Genomic DNA, 21,872 nt, shown 5'->3' on the forward strand with positions numbered 1-21,872 from the left:
GGTAGTCCAGTGCACGCTCGCGCGGCTCGGACCTGCCAAAACGGTGGGCGAACCGGGCATGCAGCCCGGCCATCCCCTCGGACCACGACTCAACCTGCTCGACCGTCAACCCATCAGCACACAGTCACATCAACGACAGACGCCGTTGATCGTCACCCCAGATGCGGTTGCAGTACTAGAACTTGTTCCTCGGGGTGATCCCCAGCGACAGTCCCGCGAGGCCCCGCTGCCGGCCCGCGAGCTTGTCGGCGATCGCCCGCAGGGCCGAGCCCGCGGGGGAGTCCGGGTCGGTCAGGACGACCGGCTTGCCCTCGTCGCCGCCCTCGCGCAGGCGGACGTCGATCGGGATGGAGCCGAGCACCGGGACCGTGGCACCCGTGGTGCGGGTCAGGCCCTCGGCGACCGCCTGGCCGCCGCCCGTGCCGAAGACGTCGACCATCTCGTCGCAGTGCGGGCAGGGCAGGCCGGACATGTTCTCGACCACGCCGACGATCTTCTGGTGGGTCTGCACGGCGATGGAGCCCGCCCGCTCGGCCACCTCGGCTGCCGCCTGCTGAGGCGTCGTCACCACCAGGATCTCGGCGTTCGGCACCAGTTGGGCCACGGAGATCGCGATGTCGCCGGTGCCGGGCGGCAGGTCCAGCAGGAGGACGTCCAGGTCGCCCCAGTACACGTCCGCCAGGAACTGCTGGAGCGCGCGGTGCAGCATCGGCCCGCGCCAGACGACCGGCGCGTTGCCCGGGGTGAACATGCCGATGGAGATGACCTTCACGCCGTTCGCCGACGGCGGCATGATCATGTTCTCGACCTGGGTCGGGCGGCCGTCCGCGCCCAGCATCCGCGGCACGCTGTGGCCGTAGATGTCGGCGTCGACCACGCCCACCTTCAGACCGTCGGCCGCCAGCGCCGCCGCCAGGTTCACCGTCACCGAGGACTTGCCGACGCCGCCCTTGCCGGAGGCGACGGCGTAGACGCGGGTGAGGCTGCCGGGCTTGGCGAAGGGGACCTCGCGCTCGGCCTGGCCGCCGCGCAGCGCGGCCGTCAGTTCCCGGCGCTGCTCGTCGCTCATCACGTCGAGCGTGACGTCGACCCGGGTGACGCCCTCGACGCGGGAGACGGCGTCGGTCACCCGCTGGGTGATCGTCTCGCGCATCGGGCAGCCGGAGACCGTCAGGTAGACGGTGACCGCGACCACTCCGTCCGCGCCGATCTCCACCGATTTGACCATGCCGAGCTCGGTGATGGGTCGGTGGATCTCGGGATCGTCAACCGTCGCCAGAGCTGCGCGCACCGCGTCTTCCGTAGCCATAAGGACGATGGTACGGCGCTCCGTGCGGGCCCCGGGACCCCGTCACCGGTCGTCCATGTCACGTGTGTGCGGGTGATCCGCCGGGAATACCCCGTGCCGGCGGTGGCCGTCGACGGTCCGCTCCTCCAGCTCCTTGACCAGGTCCTGGAGCTCCGAGCGCATCCAGTCGCGGGTCGCCACCTCGCCCAGGCCCATGCGCAGCGCGGCGATCTCGCGCGTCAGGTACTCGGTGTCGGCGATCGACCGCTCGTCCTGCTTGCGGTCCTGCTCGAGGTTGACCCGGTCCCGGTCGTCCTGCCGGTTCTGCGCCAGCAGGATCAGCGGGGCGGCGTAGGAGGCCTGAAGGGACAGGGCCAGGGTCAGGAAGATGAACGGGTACTCGTCGAACCGCAGATGCCGGGGCGCGGCCACGTTCCACAGCACCCAGACGATGATCACCACCGTCATCCAGACGATGAACCGCCCGGTGCCCAGGAACCGTGCGATGCGCTCGGACAGCCGCCCGAAGGCGTCCGGGTCCCACTCCGGCAGCAGTCGGCGCCGGGGCGGGCGCGGCTGGTCCAGCCGGCCGGCCCGCGGCCGCCCGGCGGCCGTGGCCCCCACCGGCCGCTCGCGGATGACCTCTCGCTCAGCCGCCATGCGTCGCCGCCCCCTCGTCCAGGTCGTACTCCGTCTCCCGCCAGTCGTCCGGCAGCATGTGGTCCAGGACGTCGTCCACGGTGACCGCGCCGAGCAGCGAGCCGGACTCGTCGACGACGGGCGCCGCCACCATGTCGTAGGTCGCGAAGAACCCGGCGACGACCGGCAGCGTGGCGTCGGGCGCGAGGGGTTGCAGGTCGTCGTCGAGGATCGAGCCGACGAGGGTGTAGGGCGGGTCGCGCAGCAGCCGCTGGAAGTGCACCGTGCCCAGGTACTTCCCGGTCGGGGTCTCGTCGGGCGGGCGGCACACGTAGACCTGGGCGGCCAGCGCGGGGGAGCGGTCGCGGTTGCGGACGCGGGCCAGGGCGTCGGCGACGGTCGCGTCCGGGCGCAGCACGATCGGTTCGGTCGTCATCAGGCCGCCCGCGGTGTGCTCCTCGTACGACATCAGCCGGCGCATGTCGGCCGCGTCGGCGGGCTCCATCAGCCCCAGCAGCCGCTCCTGCTCCTCCTGCGGCAGCTCGGCGAGCAGGTCGGCGGCGTCGTCCGGGTCCATCGCCTCCAGCACGTCGGCCGCGCGCTCGCCCTTCAGCTTGCCGAGGATCTCGATCTGGTCGTCCTCCGGGAGCTCTTCGAGGACGTCCGCGAGCCGGTCGTCGTCCAGCGCGGCGGCGACCTCGGCACGCCGCTTGGAGGACAGGTGGTGCAGCACGTTGGCCAGGTCGGCGGGGCGCAGCTGCTCGAAGGTGGCGAGCAGGCTCTCCGCGCCCTGCCCGTGCTCCTCCAGCGAGAAGCCGGTGACCGCGGACCACTCCACGGTCAGGGCCTCTCCCCGGTTGCGCCGGAACGCGCCGCCCTTCCTGCCCTTGCGTACGAAGACGCGGTCGACCTCCCAGTCTCGGCGCGCGGACAGCTGCCGCACCGACATGTCCAGGACCGTGACCTCCTCGCCGGTCTCCACGAGCGTCACCCGCCGGTCGAGCAGTTCGCCGAAGACGAGACGTTCGGTGGGGCGCTGCTCGAAGCGCCGGACGTTGAGTACGCCCGTGGTGATGACCTGGCCCGACTCGATGCCGGTCACCCGGGTCATGGGCAGGAAGATGCGGCGCCGGGTGGCGAGTTCGACGACCAGCCCGAGCAGACGGGGCGGCCGGCGCCCGACGCGCAGCATGACGACCAGATCGCGGACGCGGCCCACCTGGTCGCCCGTCGGGTCGAAGACGGCGACTCCGGAGAGATGCGAGACGAAGATCCGGGGGGCGCCCGCTGCCATGGCTGCGCCTCCTTTGCACGGCTGTGTGGTGCGTGTGTTGCGTGTCGTGTGTGCCGGGTTTCTTTTCCCAAATGCCCGCTCAGGTGCGCTTCAGGCTAGCCCGTCCACCTCGGATACGCCCTGGTGAGGGTCCGGACGAGCCGGGTCCGCCGGGCGCCCTCGGCCCCGGTACGCTGCCGTACGCCGCTCAGGACACCCGTCAGAAAGGCAGCTCCACCTGTGACCGTGATTCCCCAGGGCCGTACCCGCCGGGCCGCGCTGACGAGCGCGCTGTGTGCTCTGGTCGTCGCGGGCGCGGGTCTGACGGGGTGTTCCGGGGACGATCCGGACGCGGGCACCAACGGGGTGGGCAGACTCCCGGCCGACAAGATCCAGGCCAGGACGAAGGCGGCGGCCGCCACCGCGGACACCGTGCACCTGTCCGGGAACGTGGTCAGCAACGGCCGTACGTACCGGCTCGACATGCGTCTGAAGGACGACGGCGGCTCCGGTTCGGTCACCTCGGAGGGGGTGACCTTCGGGCTGCTGCGGGTCGGGGAACAGCTGTACCTGAAGGCGGACGCCGAGTTCTGGGGCAAGGTCGACGGCAGCGGCAAGGCCACCGGGGCCGCCGACAAGCTGGACGGCAAGTACGTGAAGGTGCCACAGGGCGACCCCGCGTACAAGCGGTTCAGCGGCTTCACGGACAAGGACCTCCTCCTCGACGGGCTGCTGACACTGCACGGCGCGCTGGCGACCGACGGGCACCACGCGCAGGCGGGCGTCCGCACGATCCGCATCACCGGCGGCAAGGGCTCCGGCGGCACCCTGGACGTCTCCCTGGAGGGCACCCCCTACCCGCTGCGCCTGGTGCGCGCGGGCGACGCGGGGACGCTGAGTTTCTCGGACTGGGGCAAGGACTTCGCCGTGGCCCAGCCGGCGAAGGACGAGACGGTCGACTACGGCAAGCAGTTGCCGACGTCCTGACCTCCGTGCCCCTCCCCGGTTTTTTGGAGGGGGCTACTTCCGGCGCCGTCTCTTCACCAGCAGCCGCGGCAGCCCGGCCGGGACCGGCCGGCGGGTCGTCGCCGGGGTCGGCAGCGGTGCCTCGGCCAGCGAGCCCTCCGGCAGCGGCGCGGTCGTCCCCGTGGGCTCCAGGCGCAGCACTCGGCACTCGCGGGCCCAGCGCGCCGTCATGGCCTCGCCGTCGGGCGCGTTGAGCCGCTTCCCCTTCAGCTCGGCCACGACCTCCTGCCACCGCGGGGTGTCCGGCGCGACCTCCACGACCCGCGCGGCCCAGGTGACCAGGCGGCCACCCTTGTCCTTGCTGCGCACCATCACCTCGGCGGCGGCCCCGTCGGCCAGTCCGGGCAGCGGCTGCTCGCCGGGCCCGTCGCCCACCACGCACGCGGCGCCCTCGTGCCAGACGTGCCACAGGGCACGCGCCGGGACGCCGGGGCCCTTGACCCAGATGAGGCCGGACTTCTTCGTGGCCTCCTCGACGAGGGCCTGGTCGAGCAGCTCGGTGTTCATGGCAGAAGAGTAACGAGCCCGCTCACAGCCAGCCGTTGCGCTTGAGCGTGCGGTGGATGCCCAGGCAGATCGCGGCGGTGACCGCCACGATCAGCGGGTAGCCGTACTTCAGGTGCAACTCGGGCATGTACTTGAAGTTCATGCCGTACACCCCGCAGACCATCGTCGGTACGGCGATGATCGCGGCCCAGGCCGTGATCTTCCGCATGTCCTCGTTCTGGGCGACGGACGCCTGCGCCAGGTTGGCCTGGAGGATGGAGTTGAGCAGCTCGTCGAAGCCGATGACCTGCTCCTGCACACGGGCCACGTGGTCGGCCACGTCCCGGAAGTACTTCTGGATGTCCGGGTCGATCAGCCGCATCGGACGCTCACTCAGCAGCTGCATGGGCCGCAGCAGCGGCGACACCGCCCGCTTGAACGCCAGTACCTCGCGCTTGAGTTGGTAGATCCGGCTGGCGTCGGTGCCGCGCGGGGTGCCGCCCCGGCCCGGCGAGAACACCTCCGTCTCGACCTCGTCGACGTCCTCCTGCAACGCGTCCGCGACCGCCATGTACCCGTCGACGACGTGGTCGGCGATGGCGTGCAGCACTGCTGAGGGGCCCTTGGCCAGCAGCTCGGGGTCGTCCTGCAGCCGGTGCCGCAGCGCGCGCAGCGAGCCCTGCCCGCCGTGCCGGACGGTGATGAAGAAGTCCCGGCCGGTGAAGCACATCACCTCGCCGGTCTCCACGATCTCGCTGTTGGCGGTCAGCTCGTCGTGGTCCACGTAGTGGATGGTCTTGAAGACCGTGAAGAGCGTGTCGTCGTAGCGCTCCAGCTTGGGCCGCTGGTGGGCCGTGACCGCGTCCTCCACGGCCAGCGGGTGCAGCCCGAACTCCCCGGCGATACCGGCGAACTCGGCCTCGTTCGGCTCGTGCAGGCCGATCCACACGAAGCCCCCGTCGCGCCGCACCTGGCGCATCGCCTCCTGCGGGGTGAGCGGGCGGTCGGTCGGGACGCGGGAGCCGTCGCGGTAGACGGCGCAGTCCACGATGGCCGAGGGCGTGGCCGGGTCGCGCGTGGTGTCGTACGCGCCGTCGTCCTGGCGCGCGGCCGTGCGGGAGGGGCGGACCACGGAACGCAGGTCGCGGATCATCGACATGGCGGGGCTCCTTCGCAGCGAGCGACGAGGGCCGCCGACGGCGGTTGGAACTGCCCGGAATGAGGACGTGTGGCCTCAAGGATGTTTGGCACGTCCACAAAGCGGGGAGCACCGCACCGTCGCGGTGGCGAGCTTCGTCACTGGTTCAGATCAGACAGATCAAACGAAACGAAGTGCTCTTCCGTATGACGTGCGCGAGGGCACGAACGCGAGAGGTGGCGGCCGACCGGAGTCAGAGCGACGACATCAGCGGCGGGAAGAGCGGGTGCTACTGCACGGTCGACTTCGATCCATGACAGCCCCACCTCCTCCGGCCGGTCCCTCGTAAGGGAGTCCCATCGGCGTCAGGGCCGGATCGAGACCTCCCAGGGCTGAACACCTGGGGGGCATCCCGCAGTGCGCTGCCCCGGACGACCGGCCAAGAGTATCAGCAGCCCGATGTGTCAAGGTGCCGCTTTGCCTGCCGCTGACGAGTTCTATGCTCGCCGCATGGCTGATGTTCTTCCTCTGGTAGAGGCCCGGTTGTGTTCCGCGCTGGGTGAACCGGACGCCCGCGCCGCGGTCACCTTCCTCGGCACGGACCGGTTCGAGGTGCTGCGCTTCCACGAGGGGGACATCGTCCGGTACGCCACCCTCGGCATGTCCGCGCGGCCCATGTCCGACCCCACCGCGCTGCTCGCCGACCCGGTCAAGGGGCCGCGCGCGGAACTGGTCCTCTCCGTCCGCGCCGGACTCGCCGACACCGACAAGGTGCTCCGCCCGCTTGCCGTGCTGGGAGCGTCTCCGCAGGTCGAGGGCGTGGTCGTGGCGCCGGGTGCCTCGCTCGACGTGGGCGAGCCGCTGTGGCCCGGCGCGTCCTTCACCTCGGTCCTGGTGGCCGAGCCGGGCGGCCTGGTGGAGGACCTGGAACTCGACGAGCCGCTGGACCCCGTACGGTTCCTGCCGCTGCTGCCGATGACCCCGAACGAGGCCGCCTGGAAGCGGGTGCACGGCGCGCAGGCCCTGCGCGAGCGCTGGCTGAGCCACGGGACGGACCTGCGGGACCCCGCCCGCGGTTCCGTCCCGCTGGAGTGAGCAAGCTCACCAACAGGCCGCCGGTCGGCGTCAGTTGGCGAAGACCGTGACGCTGTCCTCGGTGGCGTGCCGCGGCTGGAGCTCCTCCGCCTCGTGGGTGAGGGCTCCGCGCCGGACGGCGACCACCACCGCGCCCGCCACCGCGGTCGCTCCCGCGGCCACGAACGGCACGTGGATGTCCGTCCACTCCGCGATCTTCGGCGCGAAGAAGGGCGCGGCGGCGGCCGCGAACCAGCGCACGAAGTTGTAGCCCGCGCTCGCCACCGGACGAGGGGCGTCCGACACTCCGAGGGCCAGCTCGGTGTAGACGGTGTTGTTCACGCCGATGAAGGCACCGGACAGGATGGTGCAGACGACGGCGCTGGTGTGGTCGCCGTAGCCGAGGACGACCACGTCGGCGGCCAGCAGCACCAGCGAGCCGCCGAGCACCTTCAGCGAACCGAACCGCGCCTGCATGCGCGGCGCCACCACCACCGAGAACAGCGCGAGCAGCACACCCCAGGCGAAGAACACCGCACCCGACTTGTACGGGGTCATGTTCAGCACGAACGGCGTGAAGGCCAGCACGGTGAAGAACGTGTAGTTGTAGAAGAACGCCGAGACCGCAGCCGAGGCCAGGCCGCCGTGGCCGAGCGCCTTGACCGGGTCCAGCAGGGAGGTCTTGCGGGCCGGCTTCGGCTGCTCCTTCAGGAACGCCGTGATGCACAGGAAGCCGACGGCCATCAGGAACGCGGTGCCGAAGAACGGATAGCGCCAGCTGGCGTTGCCGAGCAGCGCGCCGAGCAGCGGGCCGCAGGCCATGCCGAGGCCGAGCGCCGACTCGTAGAGCAGGATGGCCGCCGCGCTGCCGCCCGCCGCCGCGCCGACGATCACCGCGAGGGCGGTGGAGACGAAGAGCGCGTTGCCGAGGCCCCAGCCGGCCCGGAAGCCGACGAGCTGGGCGACGGAGCCCGAGGTGCCGGCGAGTCCGGCGAAGACCACCACGAAGGCGAGGCCGAGCAGCAGGGTCTTGCGGCCGCCGATGCGGCTGGAGACGAAGCCGGTCACCAGCATCGCGAAGGCGGTGATCAGGAAGTACGAGGTGAAGAGCAGGGAGACCTGGCTCGCGGTGGCGTTCAGGCCCTTGGCGATGGAGGGCAGGATCGGGTCGACAAGCCCGATGCCCATGAAGGCGACGACGGACGCGCCGGCCGTCGCCCAGACCGCCCTGGGCTGCCGCAGGATGCTTCCCGCGCCCGCGTCGAACGGGTCGTCGCCCTCCGCGGGGCCTCCTGTGCTGCTGTGCATGCTGCTCCCTCCGATCGTTGCTGTTTACACATAATAAGTTAGCTACCCTAATTGATGCAACATGCATCTAGTTGGCTGTGGCCGGGTGCCCGGGCCGGACGGGTGATCGTCCTTGACGTGGCGCTGCCGGGGTAGGACCGTGGGGCCCTATGAGGGGCGAACCCAGTTGCCCGAAGTGCGGTGGCCGGGTCAGGGCTCCCGGACTCTTCAGCGATTCCTGGCAGTGCGACGTGCACGGGACCGTGTATCCGCTGCAGCCCGTGATCCCGCCCAGCGTCGAGGCCCTCGGTGTCGTGGTGCAGCGCACCCAGGTGCCCGTGTGGATGCCGTGGCCCCTGCCGGTCGGCTGGCTGTTCACCGGCGTGGTCTACGCCGGGGACGACCGCAGCGGCGGCCGGGCCACGGCCGTGGCCTGTTCCGGACCCGGTCCGCTCGGCGGCATGGGGGAACTCATCCTGGTCGCCGAGGAACTCGGCGTCGGCCTCGGCGCGCGCTACGCCGGCATCGACGGCCCGGACCCCGGCACCTACCTGGACGTGGAGAAGCCACCCGACGCCAAGGTCCTGGCCGGCGGCCGCCCCACCCCGCTGTGGCACGTGTCCGGCGCCCCGGACGACCGTGCCGTCTTCGCGGGCGAGGCGCTCGGGCTGTGGCTGTGGGCGGTGGTGTGGCCCGAGCGGTCCGGGCTGCTGATGTACGACGAGCTGGTACTGGCGGACCTGCGGGACGCGGGCGCCGAACTCGAACTGGTCCCGTGCGGGGCGCTGTCGCCGCGACTGCTCCGTCCGTAGGGGCCGCCGAGAGCCGCAGGGAGTGCGCGAGCACGGGGGTGCGTGAGCCGCAGGAGCGCGTGAGTCGTAGGGGGCGCACCGCTCTTGCGGGTGTGACAGGGCACCCCTGGGCGCCCGTTATCCTGGGGTGTCCCCTTCCGTCCCGTCAGAGCCTGGAGTCCGTGTCGTGCGCATCGATCTGCACACCCACTCCAACGCGTCCGACGGCACGGACACCCCTGCCGAGCTGGTGCGCAACGCCGCCGCGGCGGGTCTGGACGTCGTCGCGCTGACCGACCACGACACCACCCGCGGGTACGCCGAGGCGATCGCCGCGCTCCCCGAGGGGCTCACCCTCGTCACCGGTGCCGAGCTCTCCTGCCGAGTCGACGGCATCAGCATGCACCTGCTGGCCTACCTCTTCGACCCCGTGGAGCCCGCGCTGCTCGCCGAGCGCGAGCTCGTCCGCGACGACCGGGTGCCGCGGGCCAAGGCCATGATCGCCAAGCTGAACGCGCTGGGCGTGCCGATCACCTGGGAGCAGGTCGCGCGGATCGCCGGCGACGGCTCGGTCGGGCGGCCGCACGTCGCCTCGGCGCTGGTCGAGCTCGGCGTCGTGCCCACCGTGAGCGACGCCTTCACCCGGGACTGGCTGGCCGACGGCGGCCGCGCCTGGGTCGAGAAGCACGAGACGGACCCCTTCGAGGCGATCCGGCTGGTCAAGGGCGCGGGCGGAGTGTGTGTGTTCGCCCACCCGGCGGCGGCCAAGCGGGGCCGTACGGTGCCGGAGCCCCGTATCGCCGAGATGGCCGCGGCCGGGCTGGACGGCCTCGAGGTCGACCACATGGACCACGACCCCGACGCCCGTGCGCGGCTGCGCGGGCTGGCCGGCGAACTGGGCCTGCTCGCGACCGGCTCCAGCGACTACCACGGCAGCCGCAAGACCGTCTCGCTCGGTGAGTTCACGACGCATCCCGACGTGTACGGGGAGATCACGCGACGGGCCACCGGCGCGTTCCCGGTCCCGGGGACCGGCGGGGTCTGAGGCCCGCCTCCCCCGCCCTCACGTCACTTCTCTCTTCCTCAAGGCCTCTCACCGATGTTCGACGCTGCCGTTTTCGGTTCCCTGTTCCTCACCCTTTTCGTCATCATGGATCCCCCCGGGATCACCCCGATCTTCCTCGCGCTGACCGCCGGACGACCGGCCAAGACGCAGAAGAGGATGGCCTTCCAGGCCGTCTGCGTGGCCGGCGGAGTCATCGCCGTCTTCGGCGTGCTCGGCAACCAGATCCTGGGCTACCTGCACGTGTCCGTCCCGGCGCTGATGATCGCCGGCGGACTGCTCCTGCTGCTGATCGCGCTCGACCTGCTCACCGGCAAGACGGACGAACCCAAGCAGACCAAGGACGTCAACGTCGCGCTGGTCCCGCTCGGCATGCCGCTCCTCGCCGGTCCCGGCGCGATCGTGTCCGTCATCCTCGCCGTGGAGAAGGCCGGCAGCGTGGCCGGCCAGGTCTCGGTGTGGTCGGCGATCCTCGCGATCCACGTGGTGCTGTGGCTGGTCATGCGCTACTCGCTGCTGATCATCCGGGTCATCAAGGACGGCGGTGTCGTCCTGGTGACACGGCTGGCGGGCATGATGCTCTCCGCGATCGCCGTGCAGCAGATCATCAACGGGGTCACGCAGGTGATCCAGGGCACCTGAGCGCGTACATGCGCGAAGCCCCCGTACGGCAGCCGTACGGGGGCTTCGAAGCTTCTGCGGTGGTCCGCGTCTGTTATGAGGCCGGGGTCTCGGCCTCTGTCATGAGGCCGTGGTCTCGGCCGGGCGGATCCACAGCCGCTGCCCGACAGCGGCGGCCTGCTGAACGATCCGGTTGACGGAGGCGGCGTCCACGACGGTGCAGTCCACGGGCGTGCCGTCGACCTCGTCGAGTCGCATGATTTCGAAGCGCATTGCCTCTCCCTTCGTCTGGTCATCCTCCTGAGGAGAACTACTGGCTTCACCCGGGTACAACGACCTGCACGATGCAAACATTCCCTACGCTAAGGAAATTTTTCGAATGTCTAATCAGTGACCGGTAAGACAGCTTCAATTGACCGACCGGGACCGGTTGTGTTCGCAGCGTGACCGCCGGGACAATGGAAGGCGATGAACGATGACCTCGCGGCGCTGTCCGCCCGCATCGACCGCACGAACGAGTTGCTGGAACGCATGCTCGCCGAGGTGGCGAAGACGCCCTCGACCCATGCGATCTTCGTCGACGCCGGGTACCTCTACGCGGCGGCGGGGCGGCTGGTGGCCGGGACGGAGGACCGCCGCGCCTTCGACCTGGACGCCGAGGGGCTGATCGACGCGCTCATCGACCGGGCCCGCACCGTCTTCGCCGACAGCCGCCTGCTGCGCGTCTACTGGTACGACGGCGCTAGGCGCCGCATCCACACCGCCGAGCAGCAGTCGATCGCCGAACTGCCGGACGTCAAGGTCCGCCTGGGCAACCTCAACGCCAACAACCAGCAGAAGGGCGTGGACTCCCTCATACGCACGGACCTGGAGTCACTGGCCCGGCACCGTGCCATCAGCGACGCCGCGCTGCTCGGCGGCGACGAGGACCTGGTGTCGGCGGTGGAGGCCGCCCAGGGCTACGGCGCCCGGGTGCACCTGTGGGGCATCGAGGCCCCCGACGCCCGCAACCAGGCCGAGCCGCTGCTCTGGGAGGTCGACAGCCAGCGCACCCTCGACCTCGAGTTCTTCAAGCCGTACGTCTCCCGGCGCACCGCCCCCGCGTACGACCCCGCCCAGACGGCCCGCCCGACCCGCGAGAACGTCCGCTTCGTGGGCGCGCAGATCGCCGCCAAGTGGCTCGCGGCGCGCGGCCGCGAAACCCTGGCGGAACTGCTCCCCGGGCATCCGTATCTGCCGGGGTCGGTGGACCAGGACCTGCTGGTCGAGGCCGAAGGCATCCTCCAGTACTCCCTGCGCGGCCAGGCGGACCTGCGACGCGCGCTGCGGGACGGCTTCTGGGAGCACCTTCAGACGCAGTTCTAGCCGGCCGTCCGGTCCTCCGTGTCCCAGAAGCCGGCGAGGGCGTGGGCGGTGGCGAGCGGCTGGTCGCAGTTGGGGGAGTGCTCGGCCCCCTCGACGACCGCGCGCCGGGCGCCCAGCCGCCGGGCCATGTCGTCCAGGAGGGGCACCGGCCAGGTGTCGTCCCGCGCGCCCGAGAGCACGTGGAACGGCAGCGGCAGGGCGGCGAGTTCGGCGACGCGGTCCGGCTCGATGCACAACTGGAGCCCGGTCGCCAGCAGTTGGGCGGGCTTGTGGCCCAGCCAGCGGCGGCGCAGGTCCGCGCGGTCGTCGAGGCCCGCGTCGAGTCCGGCGCCGGTGTCGGTCTCCTCGGGCGGTTCCATCGCCTGGATGACCTCCCACACCTCGGCCATCGACATCACGCCGAGCGCGTCCCGCAGCAGTTTCACGCGCTGCTGCTGGGAGCCGGAGATCTGCGCCGGGCCGGAGGCCATCAGGGTGAGCGAGGCGAAGGGGGAGTGGTCGAGGAGCACGGCCGCGCGTGCGACCAGCCCGCCCAGCGAGTGCCCGAGCAGATGCAGCGGCGTGCCGAGCGCCTCCGCCTGCGCGAGGACGTCCCGGGCGAGTTCCCTCTGGGCGTACGCGGAGTCGTCGTCCACCGGCCCGTCCGACTCGAACTGCCCGCGGCCGTCCACGGCCACCGTGCGATACCCGCGCGCCGCGAGCGGCTCGTGCAGCGGGTTGAAGTCCTCCTTGCTCCCGGTGAACCCCGGCAGCAGCAGCGCGGTGCCCCGCGGCTCGGCACCGGCCGCGACGGGCGCGTCGACCACGGCGAACTCGCCGCGCGCGGTGCGCAGCCGGTAGGCGCGCGCCCCGGGCGGCGGGACGAACGTAGGGGGCCTGCTCATGCGCCGAGGCTATCGGGCGCGGCGCCCTCGGGGGCGTGGGGACGGCAGTTCGGGTGAACCGGTCGGCGGTCGGGGTGGACCGGCCGGGCCGCCGCGTACGCCGGCGGCCCGGTCCCACACGGGGTGGGCCGGGCCGCCGGGTCGTACGGGCGCCTGGAGCGCTGGATCAGGCCTCCGTGGACTCCACCGCGGTGGCGGTCTTCCCGGTGGTCTGCGCCGGGATCTCGGCGGCGTCCACCGTTGCCTTGGCGGCGGCCGCCGTCTTGCGCGTACGGCGCGGCTTCGGCTCGGCGGCCGTGCTCCCGGCCGTGTCGACGGCCTCCGCGGGGGCCTCGGCGGCCTTGCGGGTCCGGCGGCGGGGCTTGGCCTCTGCCTCTGCCTCTGCCTCCGCCGTCGCCGCGACCGCCTTCCGGGTGCGGCGGGGCTTGGCCTCGGCGGTGTCCGTCACGGTCTCGGGCGCGGTGGCCGTGGCCTTGCGGGTGCGGCGGGGCTTGACTGCCGTGGCCTCGTCGGTGAGGGGTGCGTCGGCCGTCTCGGCGGCCTTGCGGGTCCGCCGGCGCGGCTTGGTCTCCGCCTCGCCGGTGGTGCCCTCGGCGGTGTCCGTCACGGTCTCGGGCGCGGTGGCCGCGGCCTTGCGGGTGCGGCGGCGCGGCTTGGTTTCCGTAGCCTCGGCGACGCCGACCGCCGCCTCGGCGGCGCTGTCGGGCCCGTCGGCCACCTGGGCCGGGATCTCCGCGGCGACCGTGTCGGCGGCCTTGCGGGTGCGGCGCGGCTTGGCCTCGGCAGCGGCTTCCGGCGCGTCCGTGGCGGCCGTGGCCTTGCGGGTGCGGCGACGGGGCTTGGTCTCCGCCTCGTCGACGGTGCCCTCGGCGGTGTCCGCAGCCGCTTCCGGTGCGGTCGCCGCGGCCTTGCGGGTCCGGCGGCGCGGCTTGGCCTCCGCCTCGTCCGCGGTGGACTCCGCCGTGGCCAGGGCCGTCTCGGCGCCGGTCTCGGCCGGAGCCGCCGGTTCCGGGGCGACCTCGGTCTCGGCCGGGGCCGTCGTGACCGCCTGCTCCGCCGACTTGCGGGTACGGCGGCGGCGCGACTTCGCGGGCGCCTCGGTGGCATCGAGAGCGAGGCCCTCGGCCGTCGTCACCGCGGACTCGGCGGACGCAGCGGACTCGACGGGCTCAGCGGGCTCGGACGGTCCCGTGGGCTCGCCGGCCGTCACCGGCTGCGCCGGCGCACCGCCGCGCAGACGGCGCCGGCGGCGCGGAGTGCGTGTGGCGGATGCCTCCTCCGCGACCGTGGACTCGACCGGCACGGCGTCGGCCGACGTGCCGTCGGCCGGCGTGACCGCTGCCGGGTCCAACGGAGCGCCGCCACGGGTGCGGCGACGGCGTCGCGGCGTACGTGCCGGGCGCTCGCGCTCCGCCGAACGCTCACGGTCCGCCGGGCGGGCCTCGCCCCGGCCACCGCGGCCGCGTGCACCGCGACCGCCGGTCTCGCCGAGGTCCTCCAGCTCCTCCGCCTCCAGTCCGGCACGGGTGCGCTCCGAGCGCGGCAGGACACCCTTGGTGCCCTCGGGGATGCCCTGCTCGGCGAAGAGGTGCGGCGAGGTGGAGTACGTCTCGATCGGGTCGTTGAAGTCCAGCTCCAGCGCCTTGTTGATGAGCTGCCAGCGCGGGATGTCGTCCCAGTCGACGAGCGTGATCGCCGTACCCTTCGCGCCCGCGCGGCCCGTACGGCCGATGCGGTGCAGGTACGTTTTCTCGTCCTCGGGCGACTGGTAGTTGACGACGTGCGTGACGCCCTCGACGTCGATGCCCCGGGCGGCGACGTCGGTGCAGACGAGCACGTCGACCTTGCCGTTGCGGAAGGCGCGCAGCGCCTGCTCGCGGGCGCCCTGGCCGAGGTCGCCGTGGACCGAGCCGGAGGCGAAGCCGCGGCGCTGGAGCTGCTCGGCGATGTCGGCGGCCGTGCGCTTCGTCCGGCAGAAGATCATCGCCAGTCCGCGGCCGTCGGCCTGGAGGATACGGGCGACCATCTCGGGCTTGTCGAGCGAGTGCGCGCGGTAGACGAACTGCTTGATGTTCGCGACCGTCGCGCCCTCGTCGTCCGGCGCGGTGGCGCGGATGTGCGTCGGCTGCGACATGTAGCGGCGGGCCAGACCGATGACCGCGCCAGGCATGGTGGCCGAGAACAGCATGGTCTGCCGCCTGGCCGGCAGCATGTTGATGATCTTCTCGACATCGGGCAGGAAGCCCAGGTCGAGCATCTCGTCGGCCTCGTCGAGCACCAGGCACTTGACGTGCTTCAGGTTCAGCTTCTTCTGGCCGGCGAGGTCCAGCAGGCGGCCCGGGGTGCCGACGACCACGTCGACGCCCTTCTTCAGGGCCTCCACCTGGGGCTCGTAGGCCCGGCCGCCGTAGATCGCGGTGACGCGTACGTTGCGCACCTTGCCCGCGGTCAGCAGGTCGTTGGTGACCTGGACGCACAGCTCGCGCGTGGGGACGACGACGAGCGCCTGCGGGGTGTCGGTGAGGGCCTCGGGCTGCGCGCGGCCCGCCTCGACGTCGACGGGGACCGTGACGCGCTCGAGGAGCGGAAGGCCGAAGCCGAGCGTCTTGCCGGTGCCGGTCTTGGCCTGGCCGATGACGTCCGTGCCCGTCAGGGCCACGGGCAGCGTCATCTCCTGGATGGGGAAGGGAGTGGTGATGCCGACGGCTTCCAGGGCCTCGGCGGTCTCGGGGAGGATCCCGAGTGCTCGGAACGTCGTAGTCAGGGTGCTGCCTCTTCTGTGTGCGCGGTGCGAGGCGAGCGCGGGGGTCGTGTCTGACCGGGCCGGGGACGTCGGCCGCCCACGCGGGCGGGCCGTGTGGCACGGGACCACAGCCGACGCTCTAGCGCTCGAACCGCTTGGAGGTCCCTCCGATCGTCGTACGCACAGTGCCGTACGGTCAGGGAGGGCTGTCGGGTCGGAGCCGATCGGGCCACCGACCGGGCATCCTCATGCGTGCGGCCTGTCGACATACGCCGAAACACGTCGGCGTACTCAGCAGGCGCATTACCACCATACCCCGGAAACACGCACACGTGATGGCCGATTCGGTCACGTAGTCGTCATCACACTGGTTGGCCAGGTCCTTCGCAGGCGCGGAGGGCGGGCTATTGTGCGCTTCATGACGAGCTCTGACAAGTCTGACAACGCCTCCGACGCGCCCGCCGAACCCACCGGCATCGCCGCCCAGGGCTGGGCGACGGCCGCCACCGACCCGCAGTACCGCGCCGCGGTCGTGGACCTGCTCGGGGCCCTCGCGTACGGGGAGCTCGCGGCGTTCGAACGGCTCGCGGAGGACGCCAAGCTGGCGCCCACCCTCGCGGACAAGGCCGAGCTGGCGAAGATGGCGTCGGCCGAGTTCCACCACTTCGAGCGGCTGCGCGACCGGCTCGCGGAGATCGGCGAGGAGCCGACGCTCGCGATGGAGCCGTTCGTGGCCGCGCTCGACGGCTTCCACCGGCAGACGGCGCCCTCGGACTGGCTGGAAGGGCTCGTCAAGGCCTACGTCGGCGACTCGATCGCCAGCGACTTCTACCGGGAGGTCGCCGTCCGTCTGGACTCCGACACGCGCGAGCTGGTCCTGGCCGTCCTGGACGACACCGGGCACGCCGGCTTCGCGGTGGAGAAGGTGCGCGCGGCGATCGACGCGGACCCGCGCGTGGGCGGCCGGCTGGCGCTGTGGGCGCGACGGCTGATGGGCGAGGCCCTGTCGCAGTCCCAGCGGGTCGTGGCCGACCGGGACGCGCTGTCCACGATGCTCGTCGGCGGCGTCGCGGACGGCTTCGACCTCGCCGAGGTCGGCAGGATGTTCTCCCGGATCACCGAGGCGCACACCAAGCGGATGGCCGCGCTGGGGCTGGCCGCGTAGGACCACCGGGAGGCGCGGTCAGGGGGTGCGCCGCCGTCGGCGCCGGATCAGGCCGGCGCCGACCGCCGGCGCAGTCTTCCCGCGGGGCGCACCAGCAGGGACAGCGAGGCGGCCGAGACGACCACCGCGCCGAGCAGTGTCGGCAGCAGGCTGCCGGAGCCCAGCGCGCTGTGTGTGACGAAGCCGCCGAAGAGACCCCCCGCGACACCGGTCGACTGCACCAGGAGACGGGACGGCAGACGGTGGGACAGGCGGTGGAACGCGGTCCAGCCGAACAGCAGACCGATCAGCGCGGAGCCGAGCGTTTCCAAGAACATGTTTGTTCCCTCCCACACGATCGGCCGGTGCCTGACGGTCGTAGCCGGTCATACCCCTGACCTGCGGAAGGCAACCCTCCCTGTGAGTGGATTGTGCGCCACCCGTGAAAGGGAGACACGGGAGGGGCCCGGCGGTTCTCCACCGCCGGGCCCCTCCCGTCGTTCGTGACGCGGCGACTACAGCGCGCCGAAGCCCACCTTGCGCGGGGCCGGCTCACCGAGCTCGACGTACGCGAGGCGGTCGGCCGGTACCAGCACCTTGCGGCCGTGTTCGTCGACGAGGGTCAGCAGCTGTGACTTCCCGGCCAGCGCCTCGGACACCGCCCGCTCGACCTCCTCGGCAGTCTGACCGCTCTCCAGAACGATCTCGCGGGGCGCGTGCTGCACGCCGATCTTGACCTCCACGGCTATGTCCCTCCGACGGTCAGTGAAGTGCGCGACCTTCCGCGCCGTACCAGCACACATTAGCCCGGTGAGGGGACGAGCACGCTCCGCCCGGGAACGCCAGGAGCGAACAGCCCACGGGAACAGAACCCCCGTACGGCGGTGTCCCGGCGGGGTGCCGTGGTGCCGCCGGCGCTCAGTGGTGCTGCTCGGCGCCGTGCAGCGGGAAACCGGCGATGCCGCGCCATGCCAGGGACGCCAGCAACTGGACCGCCTGGTCGCGGGGGACGCTGCGGTCGCTGTGCAGCCAGGAGCGGGCCACCACCTGGGCGAGTCCGCCGAGGCCCGAGGCCAGCAGCATCGACTCCGCGCGCGAGAGGCCGGTGTCCTCCGCGATGACGTCGCAGATCGCCTCGGCGCACTCGTTGGCGACCTTGTCGACGCGCTCGCGCACCGCCGGCTCGTTCGTCAGGTCCGATTCGAAGACCAGCCGGAAGGCACCGCCGTCGTCCTCGACGTAGGCGAAGTACGCGTCCATCGTGGCGCGCACGCGCTGCTTGTTGTCGGTGGTCGAGGCGAGCGCGCCCCGCACCGACTGGATGAGCGCCTCGCAGTGCTGGTCCAGCAGGGCGAGGTAGAGGTCGAGCTTGCCCGGGAAGTGCTGGTAGAGCACCGGCTTGCTGACGCCGGCGCGCTCGGCGATGTCGTCCATGGCGGCCGCGTGGTACCCCTGTGCCACGAAGACTTCCTGGGCGGCACCCAGCAGCTGGTTCCGTCGGGCACGGCGCGGCAGGCGCGTGCCTCGCGGGCGTGCCGCCTCTGTCTGCTCGATGGCTGTCACGCCGCCTCCCAAAGTCGTCCACATGCGGTGTGCGCCGCGCCGCCATCGTACTTTTCGGTAACCGTGGTGTGCGCGGTGCGAGCGCAGGATTTCACGGACCGGACGGCGACAAAAGCGGCATAGAGCGTTTCAAACGGACTCAAGATGGGCATAAAGCTCCGCTCCTGCTCAGCGGCGGTCTTTGCCGTCGCGTGTCCCGAGCGTCGCCTCACGCGCCACCTTGTCCGCCCCGCCCCTCACCGGTAGTCGTCCTCGTCGATGGAGACGACCCGCGCCTGTTCGATGAGATCGGCCTCGTTGGCCCTGTCCGGGTCCCCGGTGAGGGGTTCGTCGCGGTCCGGCGCGACGTCCGCGTGCTGCTCGGCGGCGTCGCCCTCCGGGGCCTCGACGGCGATCTCCGTGGCGTCGTCGTCCTCGAACGTCTCGGGATCGGTGGGGTCGAATGCCATGCTGGGCTCCCTTCCTGCGGAATGTCCCTGCGGAATGTCCCTGGAAGAAGCAGGGGCCATGGGCGGGTGCCCTCTGTATGAGCGTAGGAGACACCCGATCGCGACGCTATGCGATCCGCGGCCCGATCGGCGGTCCTGTACGCGCACAATCTGTGACCGCGAACACAGGCGAACACGCGAGTCGCTACGTGATCGTCTCGTAACATTGCCCGCATGTCTTCGACCGAGCTGCCCTTTGTGCCGCCCGCCAACGTATTTCCGCGGGTGACGCCCGTCGGGGTCGAGGAGGGCGAACGGCTGCGCTCGGTCGAACTGCCGGGGATGACGCTGTCGGTACGCGCGCGGCCGCCCGCGCGGGAGGGACTGCCGCCCGCGCTGTACGTGCACGGCCTCGGTGGCTCCTCCCGGAACTGGTCCGCCCTGATGCCGCTGCTCGGCGATGTCGTCGACGGCGAGGCGGTCGACCTGCCGGGCTTCGGCGACTCCCCGCCACCGGACGACGGCGACTACTCCGTCACCGGGCACGCGCGCGCGGTGATCCGCTTCCTCGACGCCTCCGGTCGCGGACCGGTGCACCTGATGGGCAACTCGCTGGGCGGCGCCGTGTCCACGCGCGTCGCGGCGCTGCGGCCCGATCTCGTGCGGACGCTCACGCTCGTCTCGCCCGCGCTGCCCGAACTCCGGGTGCAGCGCACCGCCGTGCCGACCGGCCTGCTCGCGGTGCCCGGCGTGACCGCCCTGTTCACCCGGCTCACCCGGGAGTGGACGGCGGAGCAGCGGGTCCGCGGGGTCATGGCCCTGTGCTACGGCGACCCGGGGCGGGTGACGCCCGAGGGGTTCCGCAACGCGGTGGGGGAGATGGAGCGGCGGCTTCAACTGCCATACTTCTGGGACGCGATGTCGCGCTCCGCGCGCGGGATCGTGGACGCGTACACACTGGGTGGCCAGCACGGCCTGTGGCGGCAGGCCGAGCGGGTCCTCGCGCCCACGCTGCTGATCTACGGGGGCCGCGACCAGCTCGTCGGCTTCCGCATGGCGCAGCGGGCGGCCCGTACCTTCCGCGACTCCCGCCTCCTCACCCTGCCGGACGCCGGCCATGTGGCGATGATGGAGTACCCGGAGACCGTGGCCACCGCGTTCCGCGAACTGCTGCTGGACACGGGAGAGTTGGAGACCGGATCGATGACGGAACCGGGAGCGGCCGCCGGGGCCGAGGGGGACGGCGGTGTACGGACCGGTGTCGAGTCCGCCGGGGCCGAAGCCGGCCGTGGGGCTTCCAGAGCCGAGACGGCCGGCCGGACTTCCGGCGCGCAGACCAGCGGTGGCGCTTCCGGCGCGGGGGCGGTCGGTGGTGCTTCCGGCTCGGAGGCCGGCGGTGGAGCCTCCTCCGGCGCGGGTGCGGGGGGCTGAGGGCCGACGTGGGACGCCACAGCCGCCGCGGGCCCGCGCCCAAGGGCAGGACCGAGAACACGAGCACCGGCCGGGACGACCGCGCACCCCAGGAGGGGTACGGACCACGGGACGGCCACGGGCCGCACGGCGGTCCGGAGCGCTGGGACGCACGCGAGAACCGGGACGGCGCCGAGCCGTGGCACGGCCCGAGCGGTCGGCCGGGGCCGGGTTCGAGGCCGAGCCCTGGCCCGATACTCGGACATGGCACACCGGCTCGCGGGGTAACGCGGTTGCCTGACGGGACGCCGGCCGGCGGGATTCCTCCGGTTCGTGGTGGGCACCCGGAGCCGCGGGAAGCCGGTGGCGGCTGGGGGCAGTTGGGAGCGCAAGCCATGAACGGGAGCGGGGCGCAGGGGCCGACGACCGCCGGTCTCGGCAGCTCGACGGGCCTCGGCGGTTCCGCCGTTCCCACCGCCGCCTCCGTGCGCACCCGCGCTCCGATTCCCCGGCAGCGGCGGGCGTCGTCCGCCGGGCCGAGGCAGGACTACCTGGACGCCTTCGACGAGGACGACGACGTCTTCGCCCCCCGGCCCCGCCGTGACGTGAGCACCGCGAGCCCGTCCGTGGCGCCGCCCTCCGCTCCGGCCCGGCAGAACGCGGTGGACGACGGGGACGACGACGCCGCACATCCGACCGGCGAGCCCGCGCGGGGCACCGCGGCCAAGGGGAAGACGTTCACCGGCATAGCGGCCGCCGCCGTCACCACGGTGCTCGCCGTCGTCGTCGCCGGACAGGTCGCCGAGGACCAGTCCGGCGCCGGGGCGCTCTCCCAGTCCGCCACCGACCAGGCGGGGCCCGACGCCGCCGACATCGCGGGCGCGGACGGCAAGGCGGCCCCGCCCGCGCCGCCGAACGTGTCGGCACTGACGTACGACCAGAAGATGAGCACGAAGTACCCGCTCAGCCCCGCACTCAAGGGCTCCGGCCGGTTCGACGCGGTCCCGGGCTTCGCCAAGGCGCCCGGCACGGGACGCAAGTACACCTACCGCGTCGACGTGGAGCAGGGCCTCGGCCTGGACGGCGAGCACTTCGCCGCGGCCGTGCAGAAGACGCTCAACGACCGCCGCAGCTGGGCCCACGGCGGCGCCCGCACCTTCGAGCGCATCTCCTCCGGCCGCCCCGACTTCGTCATCACGCTCGCCAGCCCGGGCACCACCGCCACCTGGTGCGCCAAGTCCGGCCTGGACACCACCGTGGACAACGTCTCCTGCGACTCGGCCGCCACCGAACGCGTGATGATCAACGCCTACCGGTGGGCGCAGGGCTCCAAGACCTACGGCGACGAGATGTACGCCTACCGACAGATGCTGATCAACCACGAGGTCGGCCACCGGCTCGGTTACGGCCACGTCACCTGCGACAAGGACGGCGCGCCGGCGCCCGTCATGCAGCAGCAGACGAAGTTCCTCGACCACGACGGAATCCACTGCCTGCCCAACGCGTGGCCCTACCCGGGGAATTGACCGGAGGTCGGCCGGACCGGTTCGCGGCGTGACGTTTCGTGTCCGGCTGATCTCCTAGCGCGACGGAACGCCGTCCGTACGGGAAAGTTACGACTGTTCACCCCTTTTGGTGGCGTGATGGAC

The 21,872-nt window shown here is 72.0% G+C and carries 22 protein-coding genes; 9 read left to right on the top strand and 13 right to left on the bottom strand.

Annotated features, from left to right (window positions below):
• Positions 1-175: 175 nt before the first annotated feature.
• From ABZ818_RS15275 to ABZ818_RS15285, 3 genes are read right to left on the bottom strand one after another with little or no spacing between them, the layout of a single operon-like run.
• On the bottom strand, positions 176-1,309 hold the full coding sequence (locus ABZ818_RS15275) for an Mrp/NBP35 family ATP-binding protein (RefSeq protein ID WP_361414352.1): 1,134 nt from the start codon (positions 1,307-1,309) through the stop codon (positions 176-178).
• A 42-nt stretch (positions 1,310-1,351) separates the two neighbouring features.
• Entirely contained in the window at positions 1,352-1,948 is a 597-nt protein-coding gene (locus tag ABZ818_RS15280; protein ID WP_361414354.1) for a DUF1003 domain-containing protein, read from the bottom strand.
• Positions 1,938-3,221: a CBS domain-containing protein gene (locus ABZ818_RS15285; protein ID WP_361414356.1), complete on the bottom strand. Its 1,284-nt coding sequence runs from the start codon at positions 3,219-3,221 to the stop codon at positions 1,938-1,940. The genes ABZ818_RS15280 and ABZ818_RS15285 overlap by 11 nt, the downstream gene beginning before the upstream one ends.
• Before the next feature lie 219 nt (positions 3,222-3,440).
• On the opposite strand from ABZ818_RS15285, the gene ABZ818_RS15290 reads away from it, so the two are divergent.
• On the top strand, positions 3,441-4,187 hold the full coding sequence (locus ABZ818_RS15290) for a hypothetical protein (RefSeq protein ID WP_361414358.1): 747 nt from the start codon (positions 3,441-3,443) through the stop codon (positions 4,185-4,187).
• A 33-nt stretch (positions 4,188-4,220) separates the two neighbouring features.
• Here ABZ818_RS15290 and ABZ818_RS15295 read toward each other — a convergent pair whose 3' ends face one another.
• Positions 4,221-4,733: a hypothetical protein gene (locus ABZ818_RS15295; protein ID WP_361414360.1), complete on the bottom strand. Its 513-nt coding sequence runs from the start codon at positions 4,731-4,733 to the stop codon at positions 4,221-4,223.
• A 22-nt stretch (positions 4,734-4,755) separates the two neighbouring features.
• Positions 4,756-5,871, bottom strand: a complete 1,116-nt coding sequence (locus ABZ818_RS15300) for a magnesium and cobalt transport protein CorA (RefSeq protein WP_361414362.1) — start codon at positions 5,869-5,871, stop codon at positions 4,756-4,758.
• Positions 5,872-6,360: 489 nt separating this feature from the next.
• Here ABZ818_RS15300 and ABZ818_RS15305 point away from each other — a divergent pair, with 489 nt between their 5' ends.
• Entirely contained in the window at positions 6,361-6,945 is a 585-nt protein-coding gene (locus tag ABZ818_RS15305) for a suppressor of fused domain protein (RefSeq protein ID WP_361414364.1), read from the top strand.
• Between the two features lie 30 nt (positions 6,946-6,975).
• On the opposite strand, the gene ABZ818_RS15310 is transcribed toward ABZ818_RS15305, so the two are convergent.
• Positions 6,976-8,232, bottom strand: a complete 1,257-nt coding sequence (locus tag ABZ818_RS15310) for an MFS transporter (RefSeq protein WP_361414366.1) — start codon at positions 8,230-8,232, stop codon at positions 6,976-6,978.
• A 149-nt stretch (positions 8,233-8,381) separates the two neighbouring features.
• Here ABZ818_RS15310 and ABZ818_RS15315 point away from each other — a divergent pair, with 149 nt between their 5' ends.
• From ABZ818_RS15315 to ABZ818_RS15325, 3 genes are all read left to right on the top strand, one after another.
• Positions 8,382-9,023, top strand: a complete 642-nt coding sequence (locus tag ABZ818_RS15315; RefSeq protein ID WP_361414368.1) for a DUF6758 family protein — start codon at positions 8,382-8,384, stop codon at positions 9,021-9,023.
• Between the two features lie 166 nt (positions 9,024-9,189).
• Positions 9,190-10,047 (top strand): PHP domain-containing protein, encoded by an 858-nt coding sequence (locus ABZ818_RS15320; protein ID WP_361414370.1) that lies wholly within the window; start codon positions 9,190-9,192, stop codon positions 10,045-10,047.
• 54 nt (positions 10,048-10,101) lie between these two features.
• Entirely contained in the window at positions 10,102-10,707 is a 606-nt protein-coding gene (locus tag ABZ818_RS15325) for a MarC family protein (RefSeq protein ID WP_361414372.1), read from the top strand.
• Positions 10,708-10,806: 99 nt separating this feature from the next.
• Here ABZ818_RS15325 and ABZ818_RS15330 read toward each other — a convergent pair whose 3' ends face one another.
• A complete protein-coding gene (locus ABZ818_RS15330) occupies positions 10,807-10,959 on the bottom strand; it encodes a hypothetical protein (protein WP_100568199.1) in 153 nt (50 codons plus the stop codon).
• A 195-nt stretch (positions 10,960-11,154) separates the two neighbouring features.
• Between ABZ818_RS15330 and ABZ818_RS15335 the strand changes: the two genes are divergently transcribed.
• Positions 11,155-12,051 (top strand): NYN domain-containing protein, encoded by an 897-nt coding sequence (locus tag ABZ818_RS15335; RefSeq protein ID WP_361414374.1) that lies wholly within the window; start codon positions 11,155-11,157, stop codon positions 12,049-12,051.
• Here ABZ818_RS15335 and ABZ818_RS15340 read toward each other — a convergent pair.
• Complete coding sequence (locus tag ABZ818_RS15340; protein ID WP_361414376.1) at positions 12,048-12,935, bottom strand: alpha/beta hydrolase; 888 nt, start codon at positions 12,933-12,935, stop codon at positions 12,048-12,050. The two genes, ABZ818_RS15335 and ABZ818_RS15340, sit on opposite strands and share 4 nt — an antisense overlap.
• A gap of 166 nt (positions 12,936-13,101) precedes the next feature.
• Positions 13,102-15,606 carry a DEAD/DEAH box helicase gene (locus ABZ818_RS15345; RefSeq protein ID WP_361414378.1) on the bottom strand — a complete coding sequence of 835 codons (2,505 nt, stop codon included), beginning with the start codon at positions 15,604-15,606 and terminating at the stop codon, positions 13,102-13,104.
• 490 nt (positions 15,607-16,096) lie between these two features.
• Here ABZ818_RS15345 and ABZ818_RS15350 point away from each other — a divergent pair, with 490 nt between their 5' ends.
• Positions 16,097-16,843, top strand: coding sequence for a ferritin-like fold-containing protein (locus ABZ818_RS15350; protein ID WP_361414380.1), 747 nt, complete (start codon positions 16,097-16,099; stop codon positions 16,841-16,843).
• A 47-nt stretch (positions 16,844-16,890) separates the two neighbouring features.
• Here ABZ818_RS15350 and ABZ818_RS15355 read toward each other — a convergent pair whose 3' ends face one another.
• From ABZ818_RS15355 to ABZ818_RS15370, 4 genes are all read right to left on the bottom strand, one after another.
• The gene (locus tag ABZ818_RS15355) at positions 16,891-17,160 is read right to left on the bottom strand and encodes a hypothetical protein (protein WP_361414382.1); all 270 of its coding nucleotides are present in this window, start codon (positions 17,158-17,160) and stop codon (positions 16,891-16,893) included.
• Positions 17,161-17,337: 177 nt separating this feature from the next.
• Positions 17,338-17,565, bottom strand: a complete 228-nt coding sequence (locus ABZ818_RS15360) for a DUF3107 domain-containing protein (protein WP_141358638.1) — start codon at positions 17,563-17,565, stop codon at positions 17,338-17,340.
• 175 nt (positions 17,566-17,740) lie between these two features.
• Positions 17,741-18,385, bottom strand: coding sequence for a TetR/AcrR family transcriptional regulator (locus ABZ818_RS15365; RefSeq protein ID WP_361414384.1), 645 nt, complete (start codon positions 18,383-18,385; stop codon positions 17,741-17,743).
• Positions 18,386-18,621: 236 nt separating this feature from the next.
• A complete protein-coding gene (locus ABZ818_RS15370; protein WP_361414386.1) occupies positions 18,622-18,834 on the bottom strand; it encodes a hypothetical protein in 213 nt (70 codons plus the stop codon).
• 213 nt (positions 18,835-19,047) lie between these two features.
• Here ABZ818_RS15370 and ABZ818_RS15375 point away from each other — a divergent pair, with 213 nt between their 5' ends.
• The gene (locus tag ABZ818_RS15375; RefSeq protein ID WP_361414388.1) at positions 19,048-20,244 is read left to right on the top strand and encodes an alpha/beta hydrolase; all 1,197 of its coding nucleotides are present in this window, start codon (positions 19,048-19,050) and stop codon (positions 20,242-20,244) included.
• A gap of 8 nt (positions 20,245-20,252) precedes the next feature.
• Positions 20,253-21,749 carry a DUF3152 domain-containing protein gene (locus ABZ818_RS15380; RefSeq protein WP_361414391.1) on the top strand — a complete coding sequence of 499 codons (1,497 nt, stop codon included), beginning with the start codon at positions 20,253-20,255 and terminating at the stop codon, positions 21,747-21,749.
• Positions 21,750-21,872: the final 123 nt, after the last annotated feature.

The sequence above is a fragment of the Streptomyces sp. NPDC047453 genome, assembly GCF_040643155.1.
GTDB lineage: Bacteria > Actinomycetota > Actinomycetes > Streptomycetales > Streptomycetaceae > Streptomyces.